Annotated in this window: 17 protein-coding genes and 1 tRNA gene; all 18 read right to left on the bottom strand. The window is 64.6% G+C overall.

What is annotated here, in order from left to right:
* The coding region (locus AB4Z16_RS27725) for a GTP-binding protein (protein ID WP_441471810.1) at positions 1–149 on the bottom strand (149 nt) is incomplete at its 3' end.
* 51 nt (positions 150–200) lie between these two features.
* A complete protein-coding gene (fusA, locus tag AB4Z16_RS27720; protein WP_441514531.1) occupies positions 201–2276 on the bottom strand; it encodes an elongation factor G in 2076 nt (691 codons plus the stop codon).
* 33 nt (positions 2277–2309) lie between these two features.
* A complete protein-coding gene (rpsG, locus tag AB4Z16_RS27715; RefSeq protein ID WP_038358287.1) occupies positions 2310–2780 on the bottom strand; it encodes a 30S ribosomal protein S7 in 471 nt (156 codons plus the stop codon).
* Positions 2781–2852: 72 nt separating this feature from the next.
* Positions 2853–3224 carry a 30S ribosomal protein S12 gene (rpsL, locus tag AB4Z16_RS27710; RefSeq protein WP_038358286.1) on the bottom strand — a complete coding sequence of 124 codons (372 nt, stop codon included), beginning with the start codon at positions 3222–3224 and terminating at the stop codon, positions 2853–2855.
* Between the two features lie 436 nt (positions 3225–3660).
* Positions 3661–7845 carry a DNA-directed RNA polymerase subunit beta' gene (gene rpoC / locus AB4Z16_RS27705; RefSeq protein ID WP_441514530.1) on the bottom strand — a complete coding sequence of 1395 codons (4185 nt, stop codon included), beginning with the start codon at positions 7843–7845 and terminating at the stop codon, positions 3661–3663.
* Between the two features lie 110 nt (positions 7846–7955).
* Positions 7956–12077 carry a DNA-directed RNA polymerase subunit beta gene (gene rpoB, locus AB4Z16_RS27700; protein ID WP_441514529.1) on the bottom strand — a complete coding sequence of 1374 codons (4122 nt, stop codon included), beginning with the start codon at positions 12075–12077 and terminating at the stop codon, positions 7956–7958.
* Between the two features lie 254 nt (positions 12078–12331).
* On the bottom strand, positions 12332–12712 hold the full coding sequence (gene rplL, locus AB4Z16_RS27695) for a 50S ribosomal protein L7/L12 (RefSeq protein ID WP_441514528.1): 381 nt from the start codon (positions 12710–12712) through the stop codon (positions 12332–12334).
* Positions 12713–12760: 48 nt separating this feature from the next.
* Positions 12761–13276: a 50S ribosomal protein L10 gene (rplJ, locus tag AB4Z16_RS27690; protein ID WP_038358277.1), complete on the bottom strand. Its 516-nt coding sequence runs from the start codon at positions 13274–13276 to the stop codon at positions 12761–12763.
* Between the two features lie 512 nt (positions 13277–13788).
* Positions 13789–14487 (bottom strand): 50S ribosomal protein L1, encoded by a 699-nt coding sequence (gene rplA / locus AB4Z16_RS27685; RefSeq protein ID WP_441514527.1) that lies wholly within the window; start codon positions 14485–14487, stop codon positions 13789–13791.
* Between the two features lie 13 nt (positions 14488–14500).
* Positions 14501–14932: a 50S ribosomal protein L11 gene (rplK, locus tag AB4Z16_RS27680; protein ID WP_441514526.1), complete on the bottom strand. Its 432-nt coding sequence runs from the start codon at positions 14930–14932 to the stop codon at positions 14501–14503.
* A gap of 156 nt (positions 14933–15088) precedes the next feature.
* Positions 15089–15649 carry a cytochrome b gene (locus tag AB4Z16_RS27675; RefSeq protein WP_441514525.1) on the bottom strand — a complete coding sequence of 187 codons (561 nt, stop codon included), beginning with the start codon at positions 15647–15649 and terminating at the stop codon, positions 15089–15091.
* Positions 15650–15690: 41 nt separating this feature from the next.
* Positions 15691–17304, bottom strand: coding sequence for a methyl-accepting chemotaxis protein (locus AB4Z16_RS27670; protein WP_441514524.1), 1614 nt, complete (start codon positions 17302–17304; stop codon positions 15691–15693).
* A gap of 105 nt (positions 17305–17409) precedes the next feature.
* Positions 17410–17943 carry a transcription termination/antitermination protein NusG gene (gene nusG, locus AB4Z16_RS27665; protein ID WP_441514523.1) on the bottom strand — a complete coding sequence of 178 codons (534 nt, stop codon included), beginning with the start codon at positions 17941–17943 and terminating at the stop codon, positions 17410–17412.
* A gap of 14 nt (positions 17944–17957) precedes the next feature.
* A complete protein-coding gene (secE, locus tag AB4Z16_RS27660; RefSeq protein ID WP_441473933.1) occupies positions 17958–18152 on the bottom strand; it encodes a preprotein translocase subunit SecE in 195 nt (64 codons plus the stop codon).
* A gap of 163 nt (positions 18153–18315) precedes the next feature.
* Complete coding sequence (locus AB4Z16_RS27655) at positions 18316–19047, bottom strand: class I SAM-dependent methyltransferase (protein WP_441514522.1); 732 nt, start codon at positions 19045–19047, stop codon at positions 18316–18318.
* A gap of 52 nt (positions 19048–19099) precedes the next feature.
* Positions 19100–19175 (bottom strand) — tRNA-Trp (locus AB4Z16_RS27650).
* 61 nt (positions 19176–19236) lie between these two features.
* Positions 19237–20136 carry a dihydrodipicolinate synthase family protein gene (locus AB4Z16_RS27645; protein ID WP_441514521.1) on the bottom strand — a complete coding sequence of 300 codons (900 nt, stop codon included), beginning with the start codon at positions 20134–20136 and terminating at the stop codon, positions 19237–19239.
* A gap of 192 nt (positions 20137–20328) precedes the next feature.
* Positions 20329–20514 (bottom strand): EF-Tu C-terminal domain-related protein (locus tag AB4Z16_RS27640; RefSeq protein ID WP_465247133.1); only part of this gene is annotated, 186 nt, incomplete at its 5' end.

Here is a 20514-nt window from a genome sequence, read left to right as displayed (position 1 = left end):
ATCTGGTCATACGCCGTGAACGACGCGCCGCCGGACTCGGCCAGGACCTTCGTGATCGCAGCCGTCAACGACGTCTTGCCATGGTCGACGTGACCAATCGTGCCAATGTTGCAGTGCGGCTTCGTACGAGCGAATTTCTCTTTGGCCATCGTAGCCTCCGTCAGATCTTGTTCAAATGTTCAGTCGGTTCGGTGCGGAGCTCAGGCGTACTTGGCCTGAACCTCGGCGGCGACCGCCGACGGCACCTGCTCGTAGTGGTCGAACTGCATGGTGTAGTTCGCGCGGCCCTGCGAGAAGGAACGCAGCTGGTTGACGTAGCCGAACATGTTCGCCAGCGGAACCATCGCGTTGATCACGACGGCGTTGCCGCGCATGTCCTGGCCCTGGATCTGGCCGCGACGCGAGTTCAGGTCGCCGATGACCGAGCCGGTATAGTCTTCCGGGGTCACGACCTCGACCTTCATGATCGGCTCAAGCAGCACGGAGCCGCCCTTCTGCAGACCTTCGCGCAGCGCTGCACGGGAGGCGATTTCGAAGGCCAGGGCCGACGAGTCGACTTCGTGGAAGGCGCCGTCGATCAGCGTGACCTTGACGTCCACGACCGGGAAGCCGGCGAGAACGCCCGAGCCGATGACCGAGTTCAGGCCCTTCTCGACGCCGGGGATGTATTCCTTCGGCACCGAACCACCGACGACCTTCGACTCGAACTCGAAGCCCTTGCCGGTCTCGTTCGGCTCGATGACGAGCTTGACGCGGGCGAACTGGCCCGTACCGCCGGTCTGCTTCTTGTGGGTGTAGTCGATCTCGGCCTTCTTGGTCAGCGTCTCGCGATACGCAACCTGCGGCGCGCCGATATTGGCGTCGACCTTATAGGTGCGCTTCAGGATGTCGACCTTGATGTCGAGATGCAGCTCGCCCATGCCCTTCAGAATGGTCTGGCCGCTCTCCTGGTCGGTCGACACGCGGAAGGACGGATCCTCGTTCGCGAGCTTCGACAGGGCGAGGCCCAGCTTCTCTTGGTCGGCCTTGGACTTCGGCTCGATCGCGATCGTGATGACCGGCTCGGGGAACTCCATGCGCTCCAGGATGACCGCGTTGGTCGGATCGCAAAGCGTGTCGCCGGTGCGGACGTCCTTCAGGCCGGCCAGGGCGACGATGTCGCCGGCGAAAGCCTCCTTGATGTCCTCGCGGTTGTTCGCATGCATCAGCAGCATGCGGCCGACGCGCTCTTTCTTGTCGCGGGTCGAGTTGATGACGCCCTGGCCCGCCTCGACCTTGCCCGAATAGATGCGGCAGAAGGTGATCGTGCCGACGAAGGGGTCGTCCATGATCTTGAAGGCAAGCATGGAGAACGGATCTTCGTCCGTCGGATTGCGGACGGTGGGCTCTTCGGTCTTGAAGTCGATGCCTTCGACCGCGCCACGATCAACCGGCGACGGCAGATAGTCGACGACGGCGTCGAGCAGCGGCTGCACGCCCTTGTTCTTGAAGGACGAGCCACAGAGAACCGGGTGGAAGGCGCGGCGCTGCACGGCGGTGCGGACCAATCGGCGCAGCGTGTCGGCGTCGGGCTCGGTGCCTTCGAGATAGGCCTCCATCGCGGCATCGTCCATCTCGACGGCCGCCTCGACGAGCTTCGAGCGGTACTCGGCGGCCTTCTCAGCGAGATTGGCCGGAATGTCCTGCTCTTCGAAGGACGCACCGAGCGCCTCGCCGTTCCAGACGATCGCCTTCATCTTCACGAGGTCGATGACACCAGCGAATTCGGCCTCGGAACCGATCGGAATCTGCAGGCAGACGGGCTTGCCGGCGACGCGGTCGATGATGTCCTGGACGCAGCGATAGAAATCGGCGCCGATCTTGTCCATCTTGTTGACGAACACGATACGCGGCACGTCGTACTTGTCGGCCTGGCGCCAGACGGTCTCGGTCTGGGGCTCGACGCCCTGGTTGCCGTCGAGCACGCAGACAGCGCCGTCGAGCACGCGCAGCGAACGCTCGACTTCGATGGTGAAGTCGACGTGGCCGGGGGTGTCGATGATGTTCAGACGGTTGTCGCGCCAGAAGCAGGTCGTCGCAGCCGAGGTGATCGTGATGCCACGCTCCTGCTCCTGCGTCATCCAGTCCATCGTGGCGGCGCCGTCATGGACTTCGCCGATCTTATGGGACTTGCCGGTGTAGTAGAGGATGCGCTCGGTCGTCGTCGTCTTGCCGGCATCAATGTGGGCCATGATGCCGAAGTTGCGATAACGGTCGATGGGATGGGAACGGGCCATGATCGTGCTCTGTGTCTCGGGTCAGCGCGCCGCTTACCAGCGGTAGTGCGAGAAGGCGCGGTTGGCTTCCGCCATCCGGTGCGTGTCTTCGCGCTTCTTGACGGCGTTGCCGCGGTTGTTGGCCGCGTCCATCAGCTCCGCCGAGAGGCGCTCGACCATGGTCTTGTCGTTGCGGCCGCGCGCGGCCGAGATCAGCCAGCGGATCGCCAGCGCCTGGCGGCGCTCGGTGCGAACCTCGACCGGAACCTGATAGGTCGCGCCGCCGACGCGGCGGGAACGAACCTCGATCGCCGGAGCGACGTTCTCGAGCGCCGACTTGAACACGCCGAGCGGCTCGCTCTTGGTCTTCGCCTCGATGATGTCGAAGGCACCGTAGACGATCCGCTCGGCGGTCGACTTCTTGCCTTCATACATCACGGAGTTCATGAACTTGGTCACGACGATATCACCGAACTTCGGGTCCGGGATAACTTCGCGCTTTTCGGCACTGTGGCGGCGGGACATCGTCTAGTCTCCGGTCAAATCTTCAACGCGGCGGATCGGCCTGGGCTCATCGCCCGGCCGATCGGGCCGAACTCACTTAGGACGCTTGGCGCCGTACTTCGAACGGCGCTGCTTGCGGTTCTTGACGCCCTGCGTGTCGAGCACGCCGCGCAGGATGTGATAGCGCACACCGGGAAGGTCCTTCACGCGGCCGCCACGGATCATGACGACCGAGTGCTCCTGAAGGTTGTGACCTTCACCCGGGATGTAGCCGATCACCTCGAAGCCGTTCGTCAGACGAACCTTGGCAACCTTGCGGAGCGCCGAGTTCGGCTTCTTCGGGGTCGTCGTATAAACGCGCGTGCAGACGCCGCGCTTCTGCGGGCACGACTCGAGCGCCGGGGCGGTGTTACGCGCCTTCACGGGCGAGCGTGGCTTGCGGATGAGCTGGCTGATTGTCGGCATTCTGGCCTCTCGCCCCACTGAGCGTTTGGAAATTCTCTGATCAATCTCCCAGCCCGAACTACGCCATGACATAAACGAAGCCGCGCCATCGGCTCCCGTCGAGGGGCCTCAGGCGCGTTCGCCAGCAGAGGAACACGGGAAGCCCGCGTTCATGCATCCTGCCATGTCGTCATTCGACGCTGGAATTCCGACGGAGTTTCGGTCGCGAAACTCGCTTGCGAATCTGGCGCAAGCGACAAACGTGTCCGACAGCCGTCGACAGTGGCGCGCTTATGACTCACCCAGAGATTCGCGTCAACCCCGAAACCGCCGAAAATGGCGGGGTTTTGCGGGGTTGGAGCAGGTTCGCCCCCTGCCCGCCTCTCCTTGAAACAAAAAGGCCGCCCTGACGGGGCGGCCTTTCCGATGATTACCGAGGATCGCTCGCGGCCGAGACTTACTCGGCGGCGGGGAGCACGGCGGCAGCTTCCTTGGCGGCCTTCGCCGCCGCATCCGCCTTCTGGCCGACGATGAGATCGTCGCGGCGCGTGGCCACCTGCTTGATGCGGGCGACCTGGGCGCCGGTGCCGGCCGGGATGAGCGAACCGACGATGACGTTCTCCTTGAGGCCTTCGAGCATGTCCGACTTGCCGTTGACCGCCGCCTCGGTGAGGACGCGGGTGGTCTCCTGGAAGGACGCCGCCGAGATGAAGGAGCGGGTCTGCAGCGAGGCCTTGGTGATGCCGAGCAGGACCGGCACGCCGGAAGCCGGCTTCTTGCCCTCCTCGCGCAGCTTCGCGTTGACCTCTTCCAGTTCGATGCGGTCGATCTGGTCGCCGGTCAGGATATCGCTGTCCCCCGACTCGGTGATCTCGACCTTCTGCAGCATCTGCCGGACGATGACCTCGATGTGCTTGTCGTTGATGGTCACGCCCTGGAGGCGATAGACCTCCTGGATTTCGTTGACCAGATAGGCTGCCAGTTCCTCGACGCCCTTGATCGCCAGGATGTCGTGCGGGGCCGGGTTGCCGTCGAGGATGTAGTCACCGACCTCCACGACGTCACCTTCCTGGAGATGGATGTGCTTGCCCTTCGGGATCAGGTACTCGACCCCATCGGAACCATCATGCGGCGTCAGCGTCACGCGGCGCTTGTTCTTGTAGTCCTTGCCGAAGCCGATCACGCCCGACTTCTCGGCAATGATCGCAGCATCCTTCGGACGACGCGCTTCGAACAGCTCCGCCACGCGCGGCAGACCACCGGTGATGTCGCGGGTCTTGGCCGAGTCGGTCGAGACACGCGCCAGCACGTCGCCGGCCTTGATCAAGTGGCCCGGCTCCACCGAGATAATGCCGTCGACCGGCAGGATGTAGCGGGCCTCGCCACCACGGGCGAGCTTCGCCACCTTGCCGTCCGCGCCGAAGATCACCATCGCTGGCTTGAGATCGGCCGTACGGGCCGAACCGCGCCAATCGATGACGACGCGCTTGGAGATGCCCGTCGCTTCGTCGGTCGTCTCGGTGATCGACATGCCGTCCACGAGATCCTCGTAGCCGACCTTGCCGTCCACTTCCGCCAGGATCGGGCGGGAATAGGGGTCCCACTCGATCAGGCGCTGGCCGCGCTTGACCTTGTCGCCCTCGTCGACCCGCAGCTTCGAGCCGAACTGGACGCGATGGACCGCGCGCTCGGCTCCATCAGGCCCGACGATCACGATGGCGATGTTGCGCGCCATGGCGATCAGGTCGCCGTCCGAGTTCCGCGCGACGTTGCGGTTGCGCATCTTGACCGTGCCTTCGAAGTTCGACTCGACGAAGGACTGGTCGGCGATGGTGGCCGCGCCGCCGATATGGAAGGTACGCATGGTGAGCTGCGTGCCCGGCTCGCCGATCGACTGCGCCGCGATGACGCCGACGGCCTCGCCCATGTTCACGGGCGTGCCGCGGGCCAGATCGCGCCCGTAGCAGGTGGCGCAGACGCCGTTCTTGGTCTCGCAGGTGAGGACCGAACGGATCTTCACCTCCTGGACGCCGGCGGCATTGATCTTGGCGATGTCGCTCTCTTCGATCACCACGCCCTTGGCGACGATGACCTTGCCCTCGACATCGACGATGTCCTCGGCCGTCGCGCGACCCAGGATACGCATGCCGAGCGAGGCCACGATCTGGCCCGCATCGACGATGGCGCGCATCTTGATGCCGTTATCCGAGCCGCAATCCACCTCGGAGATGATCGCGTCCTGCGCCACGTCGACGAGGCGGCGTGTCAGATAGCCGGAGTTGGCCGTCTTCAGCGCCGTGTCGGCGAGGCCCTTACGGGCGCCGTGGGTCGAGTTGAAGTACTCGAGAACGTCGAGGCCTTCCTTGAAGTTCGAGATGATCGGCGACTCGATGATCTCGCCCGACGGCTTGGCCATCAGGCCGCGCATGGCGGCGAGCTGGCGCATCTGCGCCGGCGAACCACGGGCGCCCGAGTGCGACATCATGTAGATCGAGTTGATCTGCTTGTCGCGGCCGGTCTCGTCCTTCTGGACGGTCGAGATGCGGGCCATCATCTCCTGGGCGAGCTTGTCGGAGCACTTCGCCCAGGCGTCGACGACCTTGTTGTACTTCTCGCCCTGGGTGATCAGGCCGTCCTGGTACTGCTGCTCGTAATCCTTGGCGAGCGCGCGGGTCGTGTCGACGATCTCCCACTTGTTCTCCGGCACGACCATGTCGTCCTTGCCGAAGGAGATGCCGGCCTTGAACGCGTGGCGGAAACCCAGCGCCATGACGCGGTCGCAGAAGATCACGGATTCCTTCTGACCGCAGCCGCGATACACGGCGTCGATCATCCCCGAGATTTCCTTCTTGGTCATCAGGCGATTGCTGACGTCGAAGGACACGGCCGGATGGTCCGGCAGTGCGGTCGAGAGGATCACGCGGCCCGGGGTGGTGTCATAGATCTTCGTGTACGGCTTGCCGTCCTTGCCGGTGCCGGTCCAGCGATACTTGATCTTCGAATGCAGCGTGACGACCTTTTCGTGCAGCGCGTGCTCGAGTTCGCCGAAATCGCCGAAGACCTTGCCCTGGCCGGGCTCGCCGTCCGAAACGATCGAGAGGTAGTAGAGGCCGAGCACGATGTCCTGCGACGGCACGATGATCGGCATGCCGTTCGCCGGGTGCAGGATGTTGTTGGTCGACATCATCAGCACGCGCGCTTCCAGCTGCGCTTCCAGCGACAGCGGGACGTGCACGGCCATCTGGTCGCCGTCGAAGTCCGCGTTGAAGGCGGCGCAGACCAGCGGGTGGAGCTGGATCGCCTTGCCCTCGATCAGCACGGGCTCGAAGGCCTGGATGCCCAAGCGGTGCAGCGTCGGTGCCCGGTTCAGCATCACCGGATGCTCGCGGATGACCTCGTCCAGGATATCCCAGACCTCCGGCTTCTCCTTCTCGACGAGCTTCTTGGCCTGCTTGACCGTGGTCGAGTAGCCCTTGGCGTCCAGGCGCGCATAGATGAACGGCTTGAACAGCTCGAGCGCCATCTTCTTCGGCAGGCCGCACTGGTGCAGCTTCATCTCCGGGCCGACGACGATGACCGAACGGCCGGAATAGTCGACGCGCTTGCCGAGTAGGTTCTGGCGGAAGCGCCCCTGCTTGCCCTTCAGCATGTCGGCGAGCGACTTCAGCGGGCGCTTGTTGGCACCCGTGATGACGCGGCCGCGACGGCCGTTATCGAACAGGGCGTCGACCGACTCCTGCAGCATCCGCTTTTCGTTGCGGATGATGATGTCCGGCGCGCGCAGCTCGATCAGCCGCTTCAGGCGGTTGTTGCGGTTGATGACGCGGCGGTAGAGGTCGTTCAGGTCCGAGGTTGCGAAGCGACCGCCGTCGAGCGGCACGAGCGGGCGCAGATCCGGCGGGATGACCGGAATCTGGGTCATCACCATCCATTCCGGCTTGTTGCCCGACTCCTGGAAGGCCTCGATGATCTTGAGGCGCTTCATCAGCTTCTTGGGCTTCAGCTCCGACGTCGTCGTCGCGATCTCATGCTTGAGGTCGGCGTTGATCTGGTCGAGGTCGAGCGCGCGCAGCATCTCGCGGATGGCTTCCGCGCCGATCATGGCGGTGAAGGTGTCCGCGCCGTACTCCTCCTGAGCCCGGACGTACTCCTCCTCCGACAGCAGCTGACGGTCCTTGAGCGGGGTGAGGCCCGGCTCGATGACGACGTAGCTTTCGAAGTACAGGATGCGCTCGAGGTCCTTGAGCGGCATATCCATCAGGAGGCCGATGCGCGAAGGCAGCGACTTCAGGAACCAGATATGCGCCACCGGGGCGGCGAGTTCGATATGGCCCATGCGCTCGCGCCGGACGCGGGCGAGCGTGACTTCGACGCCGCACTTCTCGCAGATGACGCCCTTGAACTTCATGCGCTTGTACTTGCCGCACAGGCACTCGTAGTCCTTGATCGGCCCGAAGATGCGGGCGCAGAACAGGCCGTCGCGCTCCGGCTTGAACGTGCGGTAGTTGATGGTCTCCGGCTTTTTGATCTCGCCATAGGACCAGGACAGGATCTTCTCCGGGCTCGCGATCGAGATCTTGATCGCGTCGAAGGCCTGCTGGACCGGCTGCTGGCCGAAAAGGTTCATGACCTCTTGCTTCATCGCCTGTCTCCTTCCGCCGGCGGGGGCTAGGGCCGCCCTGCCCGGCTCGTAAATTCCGTCGGCCGGCGGCGTCAGTGCCGCCGGCATCTATACAAGGCTTGGTTAACGGCTCACTCGGCCGCTTCGGCCGGCGGCAACTCGCCCGGCTTCGCCTTGTTGTTGATGAGCTCGACGTTGAGGCCGAGCGAACGCATCTCCTTGACGAGAACGTTGAAGCTCTCGGGGATGCCGGCCTCGAAGTTGTCCTCGCCGCGCACGATCGACTCGTAGACCTTGGTGCGGCCGGCGACGTCGTCCGACTTCACCGTCAGCATCTCTTGCAGCGTGTAGGCGGCGCCGTAGGCTTCGAGCGCCCAGACCTCCATTTCGCCGAAGCGCTGGCCGCCGAACTGCGCCTTGCCGCCCAGCGGCTGCTGGGTGACGAGCGAGTACGGTCCGATCGAACGCGCGTGGATCTTGTCGTCCACGAGATGGTGCAGCTTCAGCATGTAGATGTAGCCCATCGTGACCTTGCGGTCGAAGGGCTCACCCGTGCGCCCGTCATAGAGGGTCGACTGACCCGACGAGTGCAGGCCCGCCTGCTCCAGCAGCCGCTCGATGTCGGCTTCCTTGGCACCGTTGAAGACCGGGGTCGCCACCGGCACGCCACGGCGCAGGTTCTGGCCCATCTCGACGAGCTCGTTCTCGTCCATCGAGGCAATGATCTCATTGTCCTCGTAGACGGCATCGAACTGGGCCTTCAGCGCCTTGAAGTCGTGCGTCTTCTTATAGGCATCGAGCGCCGCGCTGATCTGCCTGCCGAGACCGGCGGCCGCCCAGCCCAGATGGGTCTCCAGGATCTGGCCGACGTTCATGCGGCTGGGCACGCCGAGCGGGTTCAGCACGATGTCGGCATGGGTGCCGTCCTCGAGGAACGGCATGTCCTCCACCGGCACGATGCGCGAGACCACGCCCTTGTTGCCGTGACGGCCGGCCATCTTGTCGCCGGGCTGGATCTTGCGCTTCACCGCCACGAAGACCTTGACCATCTTCATCACGCCCGGAGGCAGCTCGTCGCCGCGCTGCAGCTTTTCGACCTTGTCGAGGAAGCGCTGCTCGAGGCGCTTCTTCGACTCGTCGTACTGCTTCCGCATCGCCTCGATCTCGGTCATCAGCGAGTCTTCGGCGGTGGCGAACAGCCACCACTGCGAACGCGGGAACTCGCTCATCACCTCGCGGGTGATGACCGTGTCCTTCTTGAAGCCCTTCGGGCCGGCAAGGCCGGTCTTGCCGGTCAGGATCTCGGCCAGGCGCGCAAAGGTGTTGCGGTCCAGGATCGCCTGCTCGTCGTCGCGGTCCTTGGCAAGACGCTCGATCTCCTCGCGCTCGATCGCCTGGGCGCGCTCGTCCTTGTCGACGCCGTGGCGATTGAACACGCGCACTTCGACGATCGTGCCCTGCACGCCGGGCGGAACGCGCAGCGAGGTGTCGCGGACGTCCGAAGCCTTCTCGCCGAAGATGGCGCGCAGCAGCTTCTCTTCCGGGGTCATCGGGCTCTCGCCCTTCGGCGTGATCTTGCCGACGAGGATGTCGCCCGCCGCCACTTCTGCGCCGATATAGACGATGCCGGCTTCGTCGAGGTTCTTCAGCGCCTCTTCCGAGACGTTCGGAATGTCGCGCGTGATTTCCTCAGGGCCCAGCTTGGTGTCGCGGGCCATGACCTCGAACTCCTCGATATGGATCGAGGTGAAGACGTCCTCGGAGACGATCTTCTCGGAGAGAAGGATCGAGTCCTCGAAGTTGTAGCCGTTCCACGGCATGAACGCGACGAGCACGTTACGGCCGAGCGCGAGCTCGCCGAACTCGGTCGACGGGCCGTCGGCGACGATGTCGCCCTTCTTGACGACGTCGCCGACGCGCACCAGCGGACGCTGCGTGATGCAGGTCGACTGGTTCGAGCGCTGGAACTTCTGCAGCCGGTAGATGTCGACGCCCGGCTTCGTCGGATCCATCTCCTCCGAAGCGCGGATGACGATACGGGTCGCGTCGACCTGGTCGACGATGCCGGCGCGGCGGGCCGCGATCGCGGCGCCCGAGTCACGGGCCACGACCGCTTCCATGCCGGTGCCGACGAAGGGCGCGTCGGCGCGAACCAGCGGCACCGCCTGGCGCTGCATGTTCGAGCCCATCAGCGCGCGGTTCGCGTCGTCGTTCTCAAGGAACGGGATCAGCGCCGCGGCGACCGAGACGAGCTGCTTCGGCGACACGTCCTGGAAGTCGACCTTGTCGACCGGCGTGACGATGACTTCGCCGGCGCGGCGGCAGACGATCAGGTCGTCGGTCAGGCGGCCTTCCTTGTCGACGGCGGCATTCGCCTGGGCGACGTTGTACTTCGCCTCTTCCATCGCCGAGAGATAGATCACCTCGTCCGTGACCTTGCCGTCGCGGATGCGGCGATACGGGCTCTCGATGAAGCCGTACTTGTTCACCCGCGCGAAGGTGGCGAGCGAGTTGATCAGGCCGATATTCGGGCCTTCCGGCGTCTCGATCGGGCAGATGCGGCCGTAATGCGTCGGGTGCACGTCGCGCACCTCGAAGCCGGCGCGCTCGCGGGTCAGACCACCCGGGCCAAGCGCCGAAAGACGACGCTTATGCGTGACTTCCGAGAGCGGGTTCGTCTGGTCCATGAACTGCGAGAGCTGCGAGGAGCCGAAGAACTCGCGCACGGCGGCAGCCGCCGGCTTCGCGTTGATCAGGTCCTGCGGCATCACGGTGTCGATATCGACCGAGGACATGCGCTCCTTGATGGCGCGCTCCATGCGCAGCAGGCCCAGGCGGTACTGGTTCTCCATCAGCTCGCCGACCGAGCGGACGCGGCGGTTGCCGAGATGGTCGATGTCGTCGATCTCGCCCTTGCCGTCGCGCAGATCGACCAGCGCCTTCACGACCGCGAAGATGTCCTCCTTGCGCAGGATGCGCACGGTGTCCTCGGCGTCGAGGTCGAGGCGCATGTTCATCTTCACGCGGCCGACGGCCGAGAGGTCGTAGCGCTCGGCGTCGAAGAACAGCGACTGGAACATGTTCTCAGCCGTCTCGAGGGTCGGCGGCTCGCCGGGACGCATCACGCGGTAGATGTCGAACAGGGCTTCCTCGCGGCGCGAGTTCTTGTCGACATTGAGCGTGTTGCGGATGTACGGGCCGACCGTGATGTGGTCGATGTCGAGCACCGTGATCTCGTCGAAGCCGTCATCGGTGAGCTGCTTCAGCAGCTTCTCGGTGATCTCCTCGCCGGCCTCGGCATAGACTTCACCCGTCGCCGGATTGACCAGGTCCTCGGCGATGTACTGCGTATAGAGGTCCTCGTCCTGCGCACGCAGGAACTTGAGGCCCTTCTCGGCGAGCTGGCGGGCGGTGCGGGCGACAAGCTTCTTGCCGGCCTCGACCACGACCTCGCCGGTGTCGGCGTCGATCATGTCCTCGGTGGCCTTGAAGCCCTTCATGCGCTCCGCATCGTAGGGAACGCGCCAGCCTTTGGCGTCCTTGGTGTAGGTGATGTGGTTGTAGAAGCGGTTGAGGATCTCCTCGCCGTCCATGCCGAGCGCGAACAGCAGCGAGGTGACCGGGATCTTACGCTTCCGGTCGATGCGGGCATAGACGATGTCCTTGGCGTCGAACTCGATGTCGAGCCAGGAACCGCGATAGGGAATGATGCGCGCGGCGAAGAGCAGCTTGCCCGAGGAATGGGTCTTGCCCTTGTCGTGGTCGAAGAACACGCCCGGCGAACGGTGCATCTGCGAGACGATGACGCGCTCGGTGCCGTTCACGATGAAGGTGCCGTTATCCGTCATGAGCGGCATGTCGCCCATGTAGACATCCTGCTCCTTGATGTCCTTGACCGACTTGGCCTGGGTGTCCGGATCGATATCGAACACGATCAGGCGCAGCGTCACCTTGAGCGGCGCAGAGAAGGTCATGCCGCGCTGGCGGCACTCGTCGACGTCGTATTTCGGCGGCTCGAAGGTGTACTTCACGAACTCCAGCAGCGAGGCGCCGGAGAAGTCACCGATCGGGAAGACCGACTTGAAGACGGACTGAAGGCCCTCGTCGGGCCGGCCGCCCTTGGGTTCGTCGACCATCAGGAACTGGTCGTAGGACGCCTTCTGAACCTCGATGAGGTTCGGCATCTGCGCCACTTCCTTGAGTTTGCCGAAGAACTTGCGGACGCGCCTGCGACCCTGGAGCGAATTGACCATGTTGTTCCTCGCAATCTCTTCGGACGGCTCACCCGGTGGTCCGGGCAAGGACGGCACCAGGCCGCCGGGTGAGCCGTTCGGCGCAGCATCGCGCCGACCCCGCATTTCCATCGAAGCTGCGCCGCACGGTTGCAGCAAACTTCGACAACAACTCCCGCGCATCTGCGCGGAAACGACGCAACAGCCCCGGGGGCGTAGCTGCCCCGGGACTGTCTGTTTTGACTACGGTCGGACCGGCATCAGCCGGCCCAAGCTCACTTGAGCTCGACCTTGGCGCCGACGGCCTCGAGCTGCTTCTTGAGCTTCTCGGCCTCGTCCTTGCCAACGCCTTCCTTGACCGGCTTCGGAGCGCCTTCGACCAGGTCCTTGGCTTCCTTGAGGCCGAGGCCGGTGATGGCGCGGACTTCCTTGATCACCTCGATCTTCTTGTCGCCGGCGGCGGCAAGAACGACGGTGAACTCGGTCTGCTCTTCAACAGCGGCGGCGGCAGCGCCACCGGCAGCCGGGCCAGCCGCAACGGCGACGGCGGCAGCGGCGGAAACGCCCCACTTCTCTTCGAGCATCTTGGCGAGGTCAGCGGCCTCGAGAACGGTGAGCGACGAGAGATCGTCGACGAGCTTGGCGAGATCGGCCATGTTTAACTTCCTGTTTTAAGAGGTTCGAACGATAAGGGTTTGCTGGCTTCAAGCCGCATTCTTGTCGGCATAAGCCTGAACCACGCGTGCCAGCTTGCCGGCGGGCGCGTTCGTGAGCTGCGCAAGCTTCGTAGCCGGGGCCTGGATAAGGCCGATGAGCTTTGCACGCAGTTCGTCGAGCGAGGGCATCGTGGCCAGAGCCTTGACACCATCGGGGTTCAGGGCGGTCTTGCCCATCGCGCCGCCCAGGATGACGAGCTTGTCGTTCTCCTTGGCGAAAGCGCTGGCGACCTTCGGCGCCGCGACCGGATCGTTGGAATAAGCGATCAGGGTGGGACCCGTCAGCAGATTGCTGATGGACGCGACGTCGGTGCCTTCAAGAGCGATCTTGGCCAAGCGGTTCTTTGCGACCTTAACAGTGGCGCCATTCGCCTTCATCTCGCGACGAAGCTTCTGGAACTGGGCCACGGTCAAACCCGCATAGTGGGCCACGACGACGACCGACGTGTTCGCAAACACATCGTTCAGCGACGCGACGGCATCTTTCTTTGCCGCTTTATCCACTGGGCTCTCTCCGGTAGGCGACAAGCTTTTGAGGGCTCGCCGCCGGTTGCAAATGCCGCTTCCTGGAACCCCGGTTGACACCGGCGTCCCGTGAAGCGACGCTTGGTGCCCTGTCCCCGCTCCCGACCCCTTGAGGGTCACGACCGGGCGAGATGGTTCGAACCGTCTTCTCCGGATCTCGCGATCCGGGACTAAGCTCTTGCACCGTCTATGCAGGCCTCTTGGCGAAATTATGCTCCCGGACGAACCGGGAAGGCACCTGCAGTCTCAGACAGGACTGGGTGATTCCTGCTCGAAAGATCTCTCTCCCGACCCTGAAACACCCATTTCTTCAGCGGAAACCCGCCGAAAAACGCGAAACGGACCCCTTCGTGTCAAGCACGCCGGAGCCTCGTCACTCATGGAAACAGGCGTGCGTATAGCGCTTTCGCCTGCTCCTGCCAAGTAGGCTCTTGACTTCACGAAATCAAGAGCGGGTGGACGGCCGGCGATCCGGCCGCCCTTCCCTGATATCAGCCGCCGATGACGGTGTTCGGCTCGACCTTGACGCCCGGGCCCATGGTCGACGAGATCGCGACGCGCTGGATATAGGTGCCCTTGGCGCCGGCGGGCTTCGCCTTGGCGACCGAGTCGACGAACGCCTTGATGTTCTCCGAGAGCTTCTCGGCCGAGAACGAGGCCTTGCCGACGGCGGCGTGGATGATGCCGGCCTTCTCGACGCGGAACTCGACCGAACCACCCTTCGAAGCGGCGACCGCGGCGGTGACGTCCATGGTGACGGTGCCGACGCGCGGGTTCGGCATCAGGCCGCGCGGGCCGAGCACCTTGCCGAGACGACCGACGAGACCCATCATGTCCGGAGTCGCGATGCAGCGATCGAAATTGATCTCGCCCTTCTGGACGGACTCGACCAGTTCCTCGGCGCCGACGATGTCAGCGCCCGCAGCCTTGGCTTCGTCAGCCTTGGCGCCGCGAGCGAAGACGGCGACACGCAGCGTGCGGCCCGAGCCGTTCGGCAGGTTGCAGACGCCGCGGACCATCTGGTCGGCGTGACGCGGATCGACGCCGAGATTCATCGCGATCTCGACGGTCTCGTCGAACTTGGCGTTGGCGCGCTCCTTGACGAAGGTGACGGCCTGATCGAGCGAGTACAGCTTGGTGCGGTCAATGCCTTCACGGCCCTGAACGACGCGCTTTCCGGTATGTGCCATTGTCAGCCTCCCCTCAGCCCACGACTTCCAGGCCCATGGACCTGGCCGAGCCACGGATCATGGCCGAAGCCGATTCGACGGTGTCGCAGTTGAGATCGGCCATCTTCTTCTCGGCGATCTCGGCGATCTGAGCGGCGGTGACCTTGCCGACATTGCCGCCACGGCCCGGGGTCTTCGAGCCGGCAGTCAGGCCAGCGGCCTTCTTCAGCCAGTAGGACACCGGCGGCTGCTTCATCTCGAAAGTGAAGGAGCGATCCTGATACGCGGTGATAATCACCGGGATCGGCATGCCCTTTTCCATCTGCTGGGTCTTCGCATTGAAGGCCTTGCAGAATTCCATGATGTTGAGGCCGCGCTGACCGAGCGCGGGACCGATCGGCGGCGACGGATTGGCCGCGCCCGCCGGAACCTGAAGCTTCACGTAGCCCGTGATCTTCTTCGCCATGATGGCTGCTCCTGCCGTCCGCTCCGCTGCCTATCGGAACGACGACGCCCCTGCCTGCCGACGCTCTCCGCCGGGGCTGGGGTGGTTGCAGTGCGTGGTGCGACGTGTTTGATCCGGCTGGCGACCGGCGCGTCTCCCACGCGGTTGAGGCCGGGCCTATCGCACAGATGGGCTGGAAAGGGAAGAGGGCTTTGCGGTCGCAGGCAGCGTCTTCCCGGCATCGATCCGGGCTGCATGCTGGATATCGTCGTCGAGCGCGAGGCAGACATGCAGGGCGACGAGCCCCATGAGCGTGAAAGCCAGAATCGCGTGGCTGCGGAACAATATACCCGCATAACCGGCGCCTTCCGGCCAGATCGCTGGCAGAGAAATCCCGCCATAGATCTCCCGTGCGTCGAAATCGGACACTCCCGCCAATCCGAGCAACGGGATCACGATCAACAGGCCATAGAGCATCCTGTGGACCGCCCTGCCGCCCGCCGCACGGGGCCAATGCCCGCCCAGGCGCGCCAGAAGCCGATAGGCGAGTCGAACCGCAACTAGAAACAGCAGCAGGGAACCGGCCGTCTTGTGGAAGGTCATGAGCGCGTCCATCCAGCGGCCGCTCCCGACCTCCTTCATCAGGATTCCAACGCAAAACAGCACAAGGACGAGCGCCGCCGTGCCCCAGTGCAGCACCTTGGCGAGGCGCGGAAAGCCAAGATCGCCGCCCCGCATACGACGGGCCTTCGATGAGCCTGGGGAATCGACCGGCATCGTCATGCGCGCTGCACGCCTTGTGTCTCGGTCATGAAGCTGTCGACCGCGTGGCGCAGGGCTGCGGCTTGCCCGTCGATGTCGGCGGAGGTCCGCGCCATCCGTTCCGTCATCCGCCGCCAGTCTTCGATCATGCCGGCGACCTGCTCGACCTGCTCCGCCATGCCGCGCACATCCCCGGCTGTCTGGGCGGTCCCGATATTGATCGAGCGGGAGGTGTCGTCCTGTCGGCGCGCCAGCTCCGCAATCGAGTCGGCGGCGGTCTCGACGGCATTGACCGAGGCGACCAGTGCGCCGATACGGCCGATGATCCGCTCGGCCGCGGTGCCGATCGAGTCGAGCCCTTGCCGCACCTGCCCCGTCGCTTCCGCCGTACGATTGGCGAGTTGCTTGACCTCGGCGGCCACGATCGCGAAACCACGACCGCTTTCCCCGGCCCGGGCCGCCTCGATCGTCGCGTTGAGCGCAAGCAGATTGGTCTGGTTGGCGACGGTGCTGATCAGCGTCACCACGGCCGAGATCGATCCGACCGCCTCGCGCAGCAGCACGCTGTCATCCGTCGCCTCCACCACGAGCGCCTTCGCAGTATTCGCGATGTCGGACGTCCGCTGCGCCTCCCCGGCCGTCGTTGCGAGGAGCTCGGCAATCTCGTTCAGGGACGAAGACATCTGTTCGACATGATTGGCCGCGCGCTGGCTCGACTGCGCCGCGGCGCCGGCATGCTGATCCACGAAGCCGGAGAGCTGCGAGAGTTCGTTCGATGCGTCGGTCATGCTCGCGGCGTGAGTTTCCAGCGCCGTGGCGATGCCGGCGATGTTGCCCTGGAAAGCCTGCCCTCTGACACGCAGCGAACGCTGCCGCTCGACCTCTCCGGCAAGCGAGGCCAGCCGCTCCTTCGCGGCCTCCTGCCTCGTCTTTTCCTCGGACAGATGGGCATGCAGCGCCCGGCCGAGCATACCGATCTCGTCGCCGCGACGCGCGAGTTTGCGTACCCAGCCGGCATCCTCTCCAGGTGCAGACAGGGCCATGGCCATCGTCGAGATCGGACGCACTAGCCAGCGGTGCTCGAACGCGATGATCAGAGCCACGACAAAAAGGCCAAGCGCCGCCAGAAGCATGGTGTTCTGCCGCGAGTTCTCGACATGCGCGCCGAGCGCTTCGCTGACGCTCGCCACCGCCGCGTTCAACTGCACGCGCAGTTCGTTGCGCTGCTCGACAGCTTTGCGCAGTGCCGCGCGCGCAACCGCAGCGTCGGCCCCCAGCTTCGATGAAAACTCCTGCAGCCCCCGGACGGCATCGTCCGCGCGGGCGGCAATTTCGCCGTCGCTGCGCGCCGCGACCGTTTTCATCGCGGCCTGCATGGCTTCGATGTCGACTGGCAGAGCGCCGCGATCGGCTCCCGAGACGATCGTCACGACGATGCGGCTCAATGCAGCGTCCGTTTCCGAGAGCACTGCCACCGCATCGGTATGGGCAGCAATCGCCCTGGCGAAACCGGCGAGCTTCACGGAGCCGATGAACTCGGCTGCACCTAACACGCAAGCGAGGATGCCGAGCATCAGCGCCCAGAGCGTCAGCCGCTGGCGGACCGTAGCTTTGAAGAATCTGGGAAACATCGCGCCCTGCGTCGGATTACCGACGCAGAGCCTTGGCGCAGTTGTGTTAAAGGCCGATTAACCTAACGGAAGCCGCCAGGAACCGGCCCGAAACAGCCCGCTGGCTCAGAGCTTCTCGACCTGACCGTATTCGAGCTCGACCGGCGTGGCGCGGCCGAAGATCGAGACCGCGACCTTGAGGCGGGCACGGGCGTGATCGACATCCTCGACGACGCCGTTGAACGAGGCGAAGGGGCCGTCCGCCACCTTGACCTGCTCGCCGACCTCGAAGACCACCGTCGGCTTCGGGCGCTCGATGCCCTCGGCGACCTGGCCCTTGATCCGCATCGCTTCATGCTCCGGGATCGGCATGGGCTTGGCCTTGTCGGCACCGAGGAAGCCGGTGACCTTCGGCGTGTTCTTGATGAGGTGGTAGACCTCGTCGGTCATCTCGCACTTCACCAGCACATAGCCCGGGAAGAACTTGCGCTCAGTATCGACCTTGCGGCCACGGCGAACCTCGACGACCTTCTCGGTCGGCACCAGCACCTCGTCGAACTTGTCGGCGAGATTGCGCTGCTGCGCCTGATCCTTGATCGACTGCGCGACCTTGTTCTCGAAGTTGGAATAGGCGTGGACGATGTACCAGCGGGTGCTCACGTTCGTAATTCCGTTCAACGGGCGCCGAGGATGATGCCGAGCACCCAGCGGATGACGGTGTCGGTAAAGAGGAAGAACAGGCTGGAGACGACCACCATCGCGAGCACCAGGCCCGTGGTGATGAGCGTCTCGCGACGCGAGGGCCAAGTGACCTTGGACGCCTCGGTGCGCACATCCTGCAGGAACTGGAAGGGATTGGATTTCGCCATGAACCACCTCGGGTTCCGACCCCGCCCGCAGCCCCGCTGCGTGCCGAATCGGCCGTCCTGAAACATTCGCGGCGCGGGACCCGGGGAGGGTCGCGCGCCGTCATTGCAAGCCTCTTACATCGCTTGAGGCCTTTAGCCAAGACCCTTTCGGCTCGCGGGCGGCTCAGCTCCGGCTGGCGGCGACCAGCAGGAAGAAAGGCCGCTCGCGCTCCTTCGCCCAGCCTGGCTCGGCTGAGACCTGCTCGGGGCTCGGGGCCCATTCGACGAGCTTGCCCGGCGCGAAGCCCGCCCCCCGCAGCAGATCGAAATAGGTCGCAATGGTGCGGTGGCGCTTGACGACACCTTCGGCCAGCCAGTTGCTGACGCGCTCACCCTCGTCGAGATAGCCGTTGACCGGCCAGGTCGCCCGCCCGTCCGCATCGCTGAGCCATTCCTGCCGCACCGGCGCCGTCATGATCGGATGTTCGACCGAGCAGACCAGCGCCCCACCCGGCTTCAGCGCCGCATATGCCCGCGCGAACAGGCCAGCGAGGTCGACGATGTAGTGGAAGGCGAGCGAGCTATAGACGAGATCGAAGGCTTCGGCCGGCGGCGCATAGCTTTCGAGATCGGCCCGCTCGTAGACGACGCTGGCGTCGGCCGTCTCGCGCCGCGCGCGCTCCAGCATCTTCCCCGAAACATCGATTCCCAGGACGCTCCGGGCGCCCTCGCCCGCGGCGAAACGGCAGAACCAGCCGAATCCGCAGCCGAGATCCAGCACGCTCTTGCCGGCTAGCTCCGGCAGCATCGAACGCAGCACGGGCCATTCCGGCGCCCCGTCCAATCCGTGGACGGAACGCGGCAGCCGGCTGTAGCCAGCGAAAAAAGTCTCGTCGTCGTAGATGTTCTGGGTCATGGCGCTCGAAGAACCGCGTTGCGGTCTGCGCGTCGGCCGCTCAAAGAGCGACTGGCAGGGGCGGTAGGGCTCGAACCTACGACAACCGGTTTTGGAGACCGGTACTCTACCAACTGAGCTACACCCCTGCAGGTGGGCGTGATGTGCCCCAAGGCGCGTCACATTTCAAGTCGAAATCTTCAGGCATCCTCATTTGCTGTAGGGACCGAGTTCGCGGGCATAGCGCTCGACCAGCTTCTGGCCAAATTCGGTCGGCCTCAACGCCGGCCCGCGGTCGTGGATCGGAATGCCGGCGCGTGCACCGAAGATGCGCTTGCCATAGCAGAGCAGCGTCTCGATCGACTGCATGATGAAGGTGATCGCAGGCAGCACCTCGCGATAGGCCGCGTCCGCTCCGGCCTCGTCGCCCCCTCGGTAGCGGTTATAGGCCCGCAATGCGTAGTCGATCGTGTCGGGCGCCAGGATCATGCCGCTGCAGCCGGCCCGGAAATTGTCGATGAGTTCGAGCCCGCCGCGCCCGTTCAGAATAGGTAGCCGGCCTTCGGTCACCGCGATCAGCCGCTCGATTTCGATCACCGAGCCCTCGCCCTTGATCAGGCTGATATTCGGGTGCCGGCGCGTCAATTCGCGAATGTCCTCGGCAGACAGGCCGCGCCCCATATAGGCCGGCGCATTCTGGATCGCGACCGGCAGGGAGGTCGTGTCGGCGATGCGGCCGAAGAAGCGGATATACTCGGCCGCGGCGAAGCTGCCGACCATCGGCGGTTGAAGAATCACCCAGTCGGCGCCGTTCTTCTCGGCGACCTTTACGAGTTCGGCCTGCTCCGCGACGGAGGAACCGAAGATGGTGAAGGCTAGCGGCTTCCTCCCCGCGACATCCTCCGCCATCCACTCCATCACCGTGCAGCGTTCGCTGAAGCTCAGCTTGGAGACCTCTGTGGCGAGGCCGAGCGCCGCCATGCCCTGAACGTCGAGCTCGACGCTGATTTGAGCCTGCTTGCGCATCGCCGCCCGGTCGAGCCGCTCATGCTCGTCGAACAAGGCGAAAACGATCGAATGGATGCCGGGAAACGGCGGCTTGAACGACATGGGCAGGCTCCTCCTCCATGATCGGAGCGGCTGATCCGCTCTCTCCAGGCGATTGAGAGCATGGAACGGATGAGCCTCACAGACCGCGGGGCGAGGCTAGCCTTGCGTTCAAGGCATGCGCACGGAGCTGCCGCGCCCAAAGAAAAAGGGCGGTGTCGCCACCGCCCCTTCCCAAATCGCTATGCGCGTCGATCAGGCAATGATCGAAGCAACAACACCTGCTCCCACCGTGCGGCCGCCTTCGCGGATGGCGAAGCGCAGCTTCTCTTCCATCGCGATCGGGGCGATCAGCGTCACCTCCATCGAGATGTTGTCGCCCGGCATCACCATCTCCGTGCCTTCCGGCAGGGTCACCACGCCGGTCACGTCCGTCGTGCG

It is taken from the genome of Allobosea sp. TAF32, from assembly GCF_052113585.1.
In the GTDB taxonomy this organism is placed as follows: Bacteria; Pseudomonadota; Alphaproteobacteria; order Rhizobiales; family Beijerinckiaceae; genus Allobosea.
Note: the sequence above shows the minus strand (reverse complement) of the source record. Positions and strands in the feature narration are given on the sequence as shown.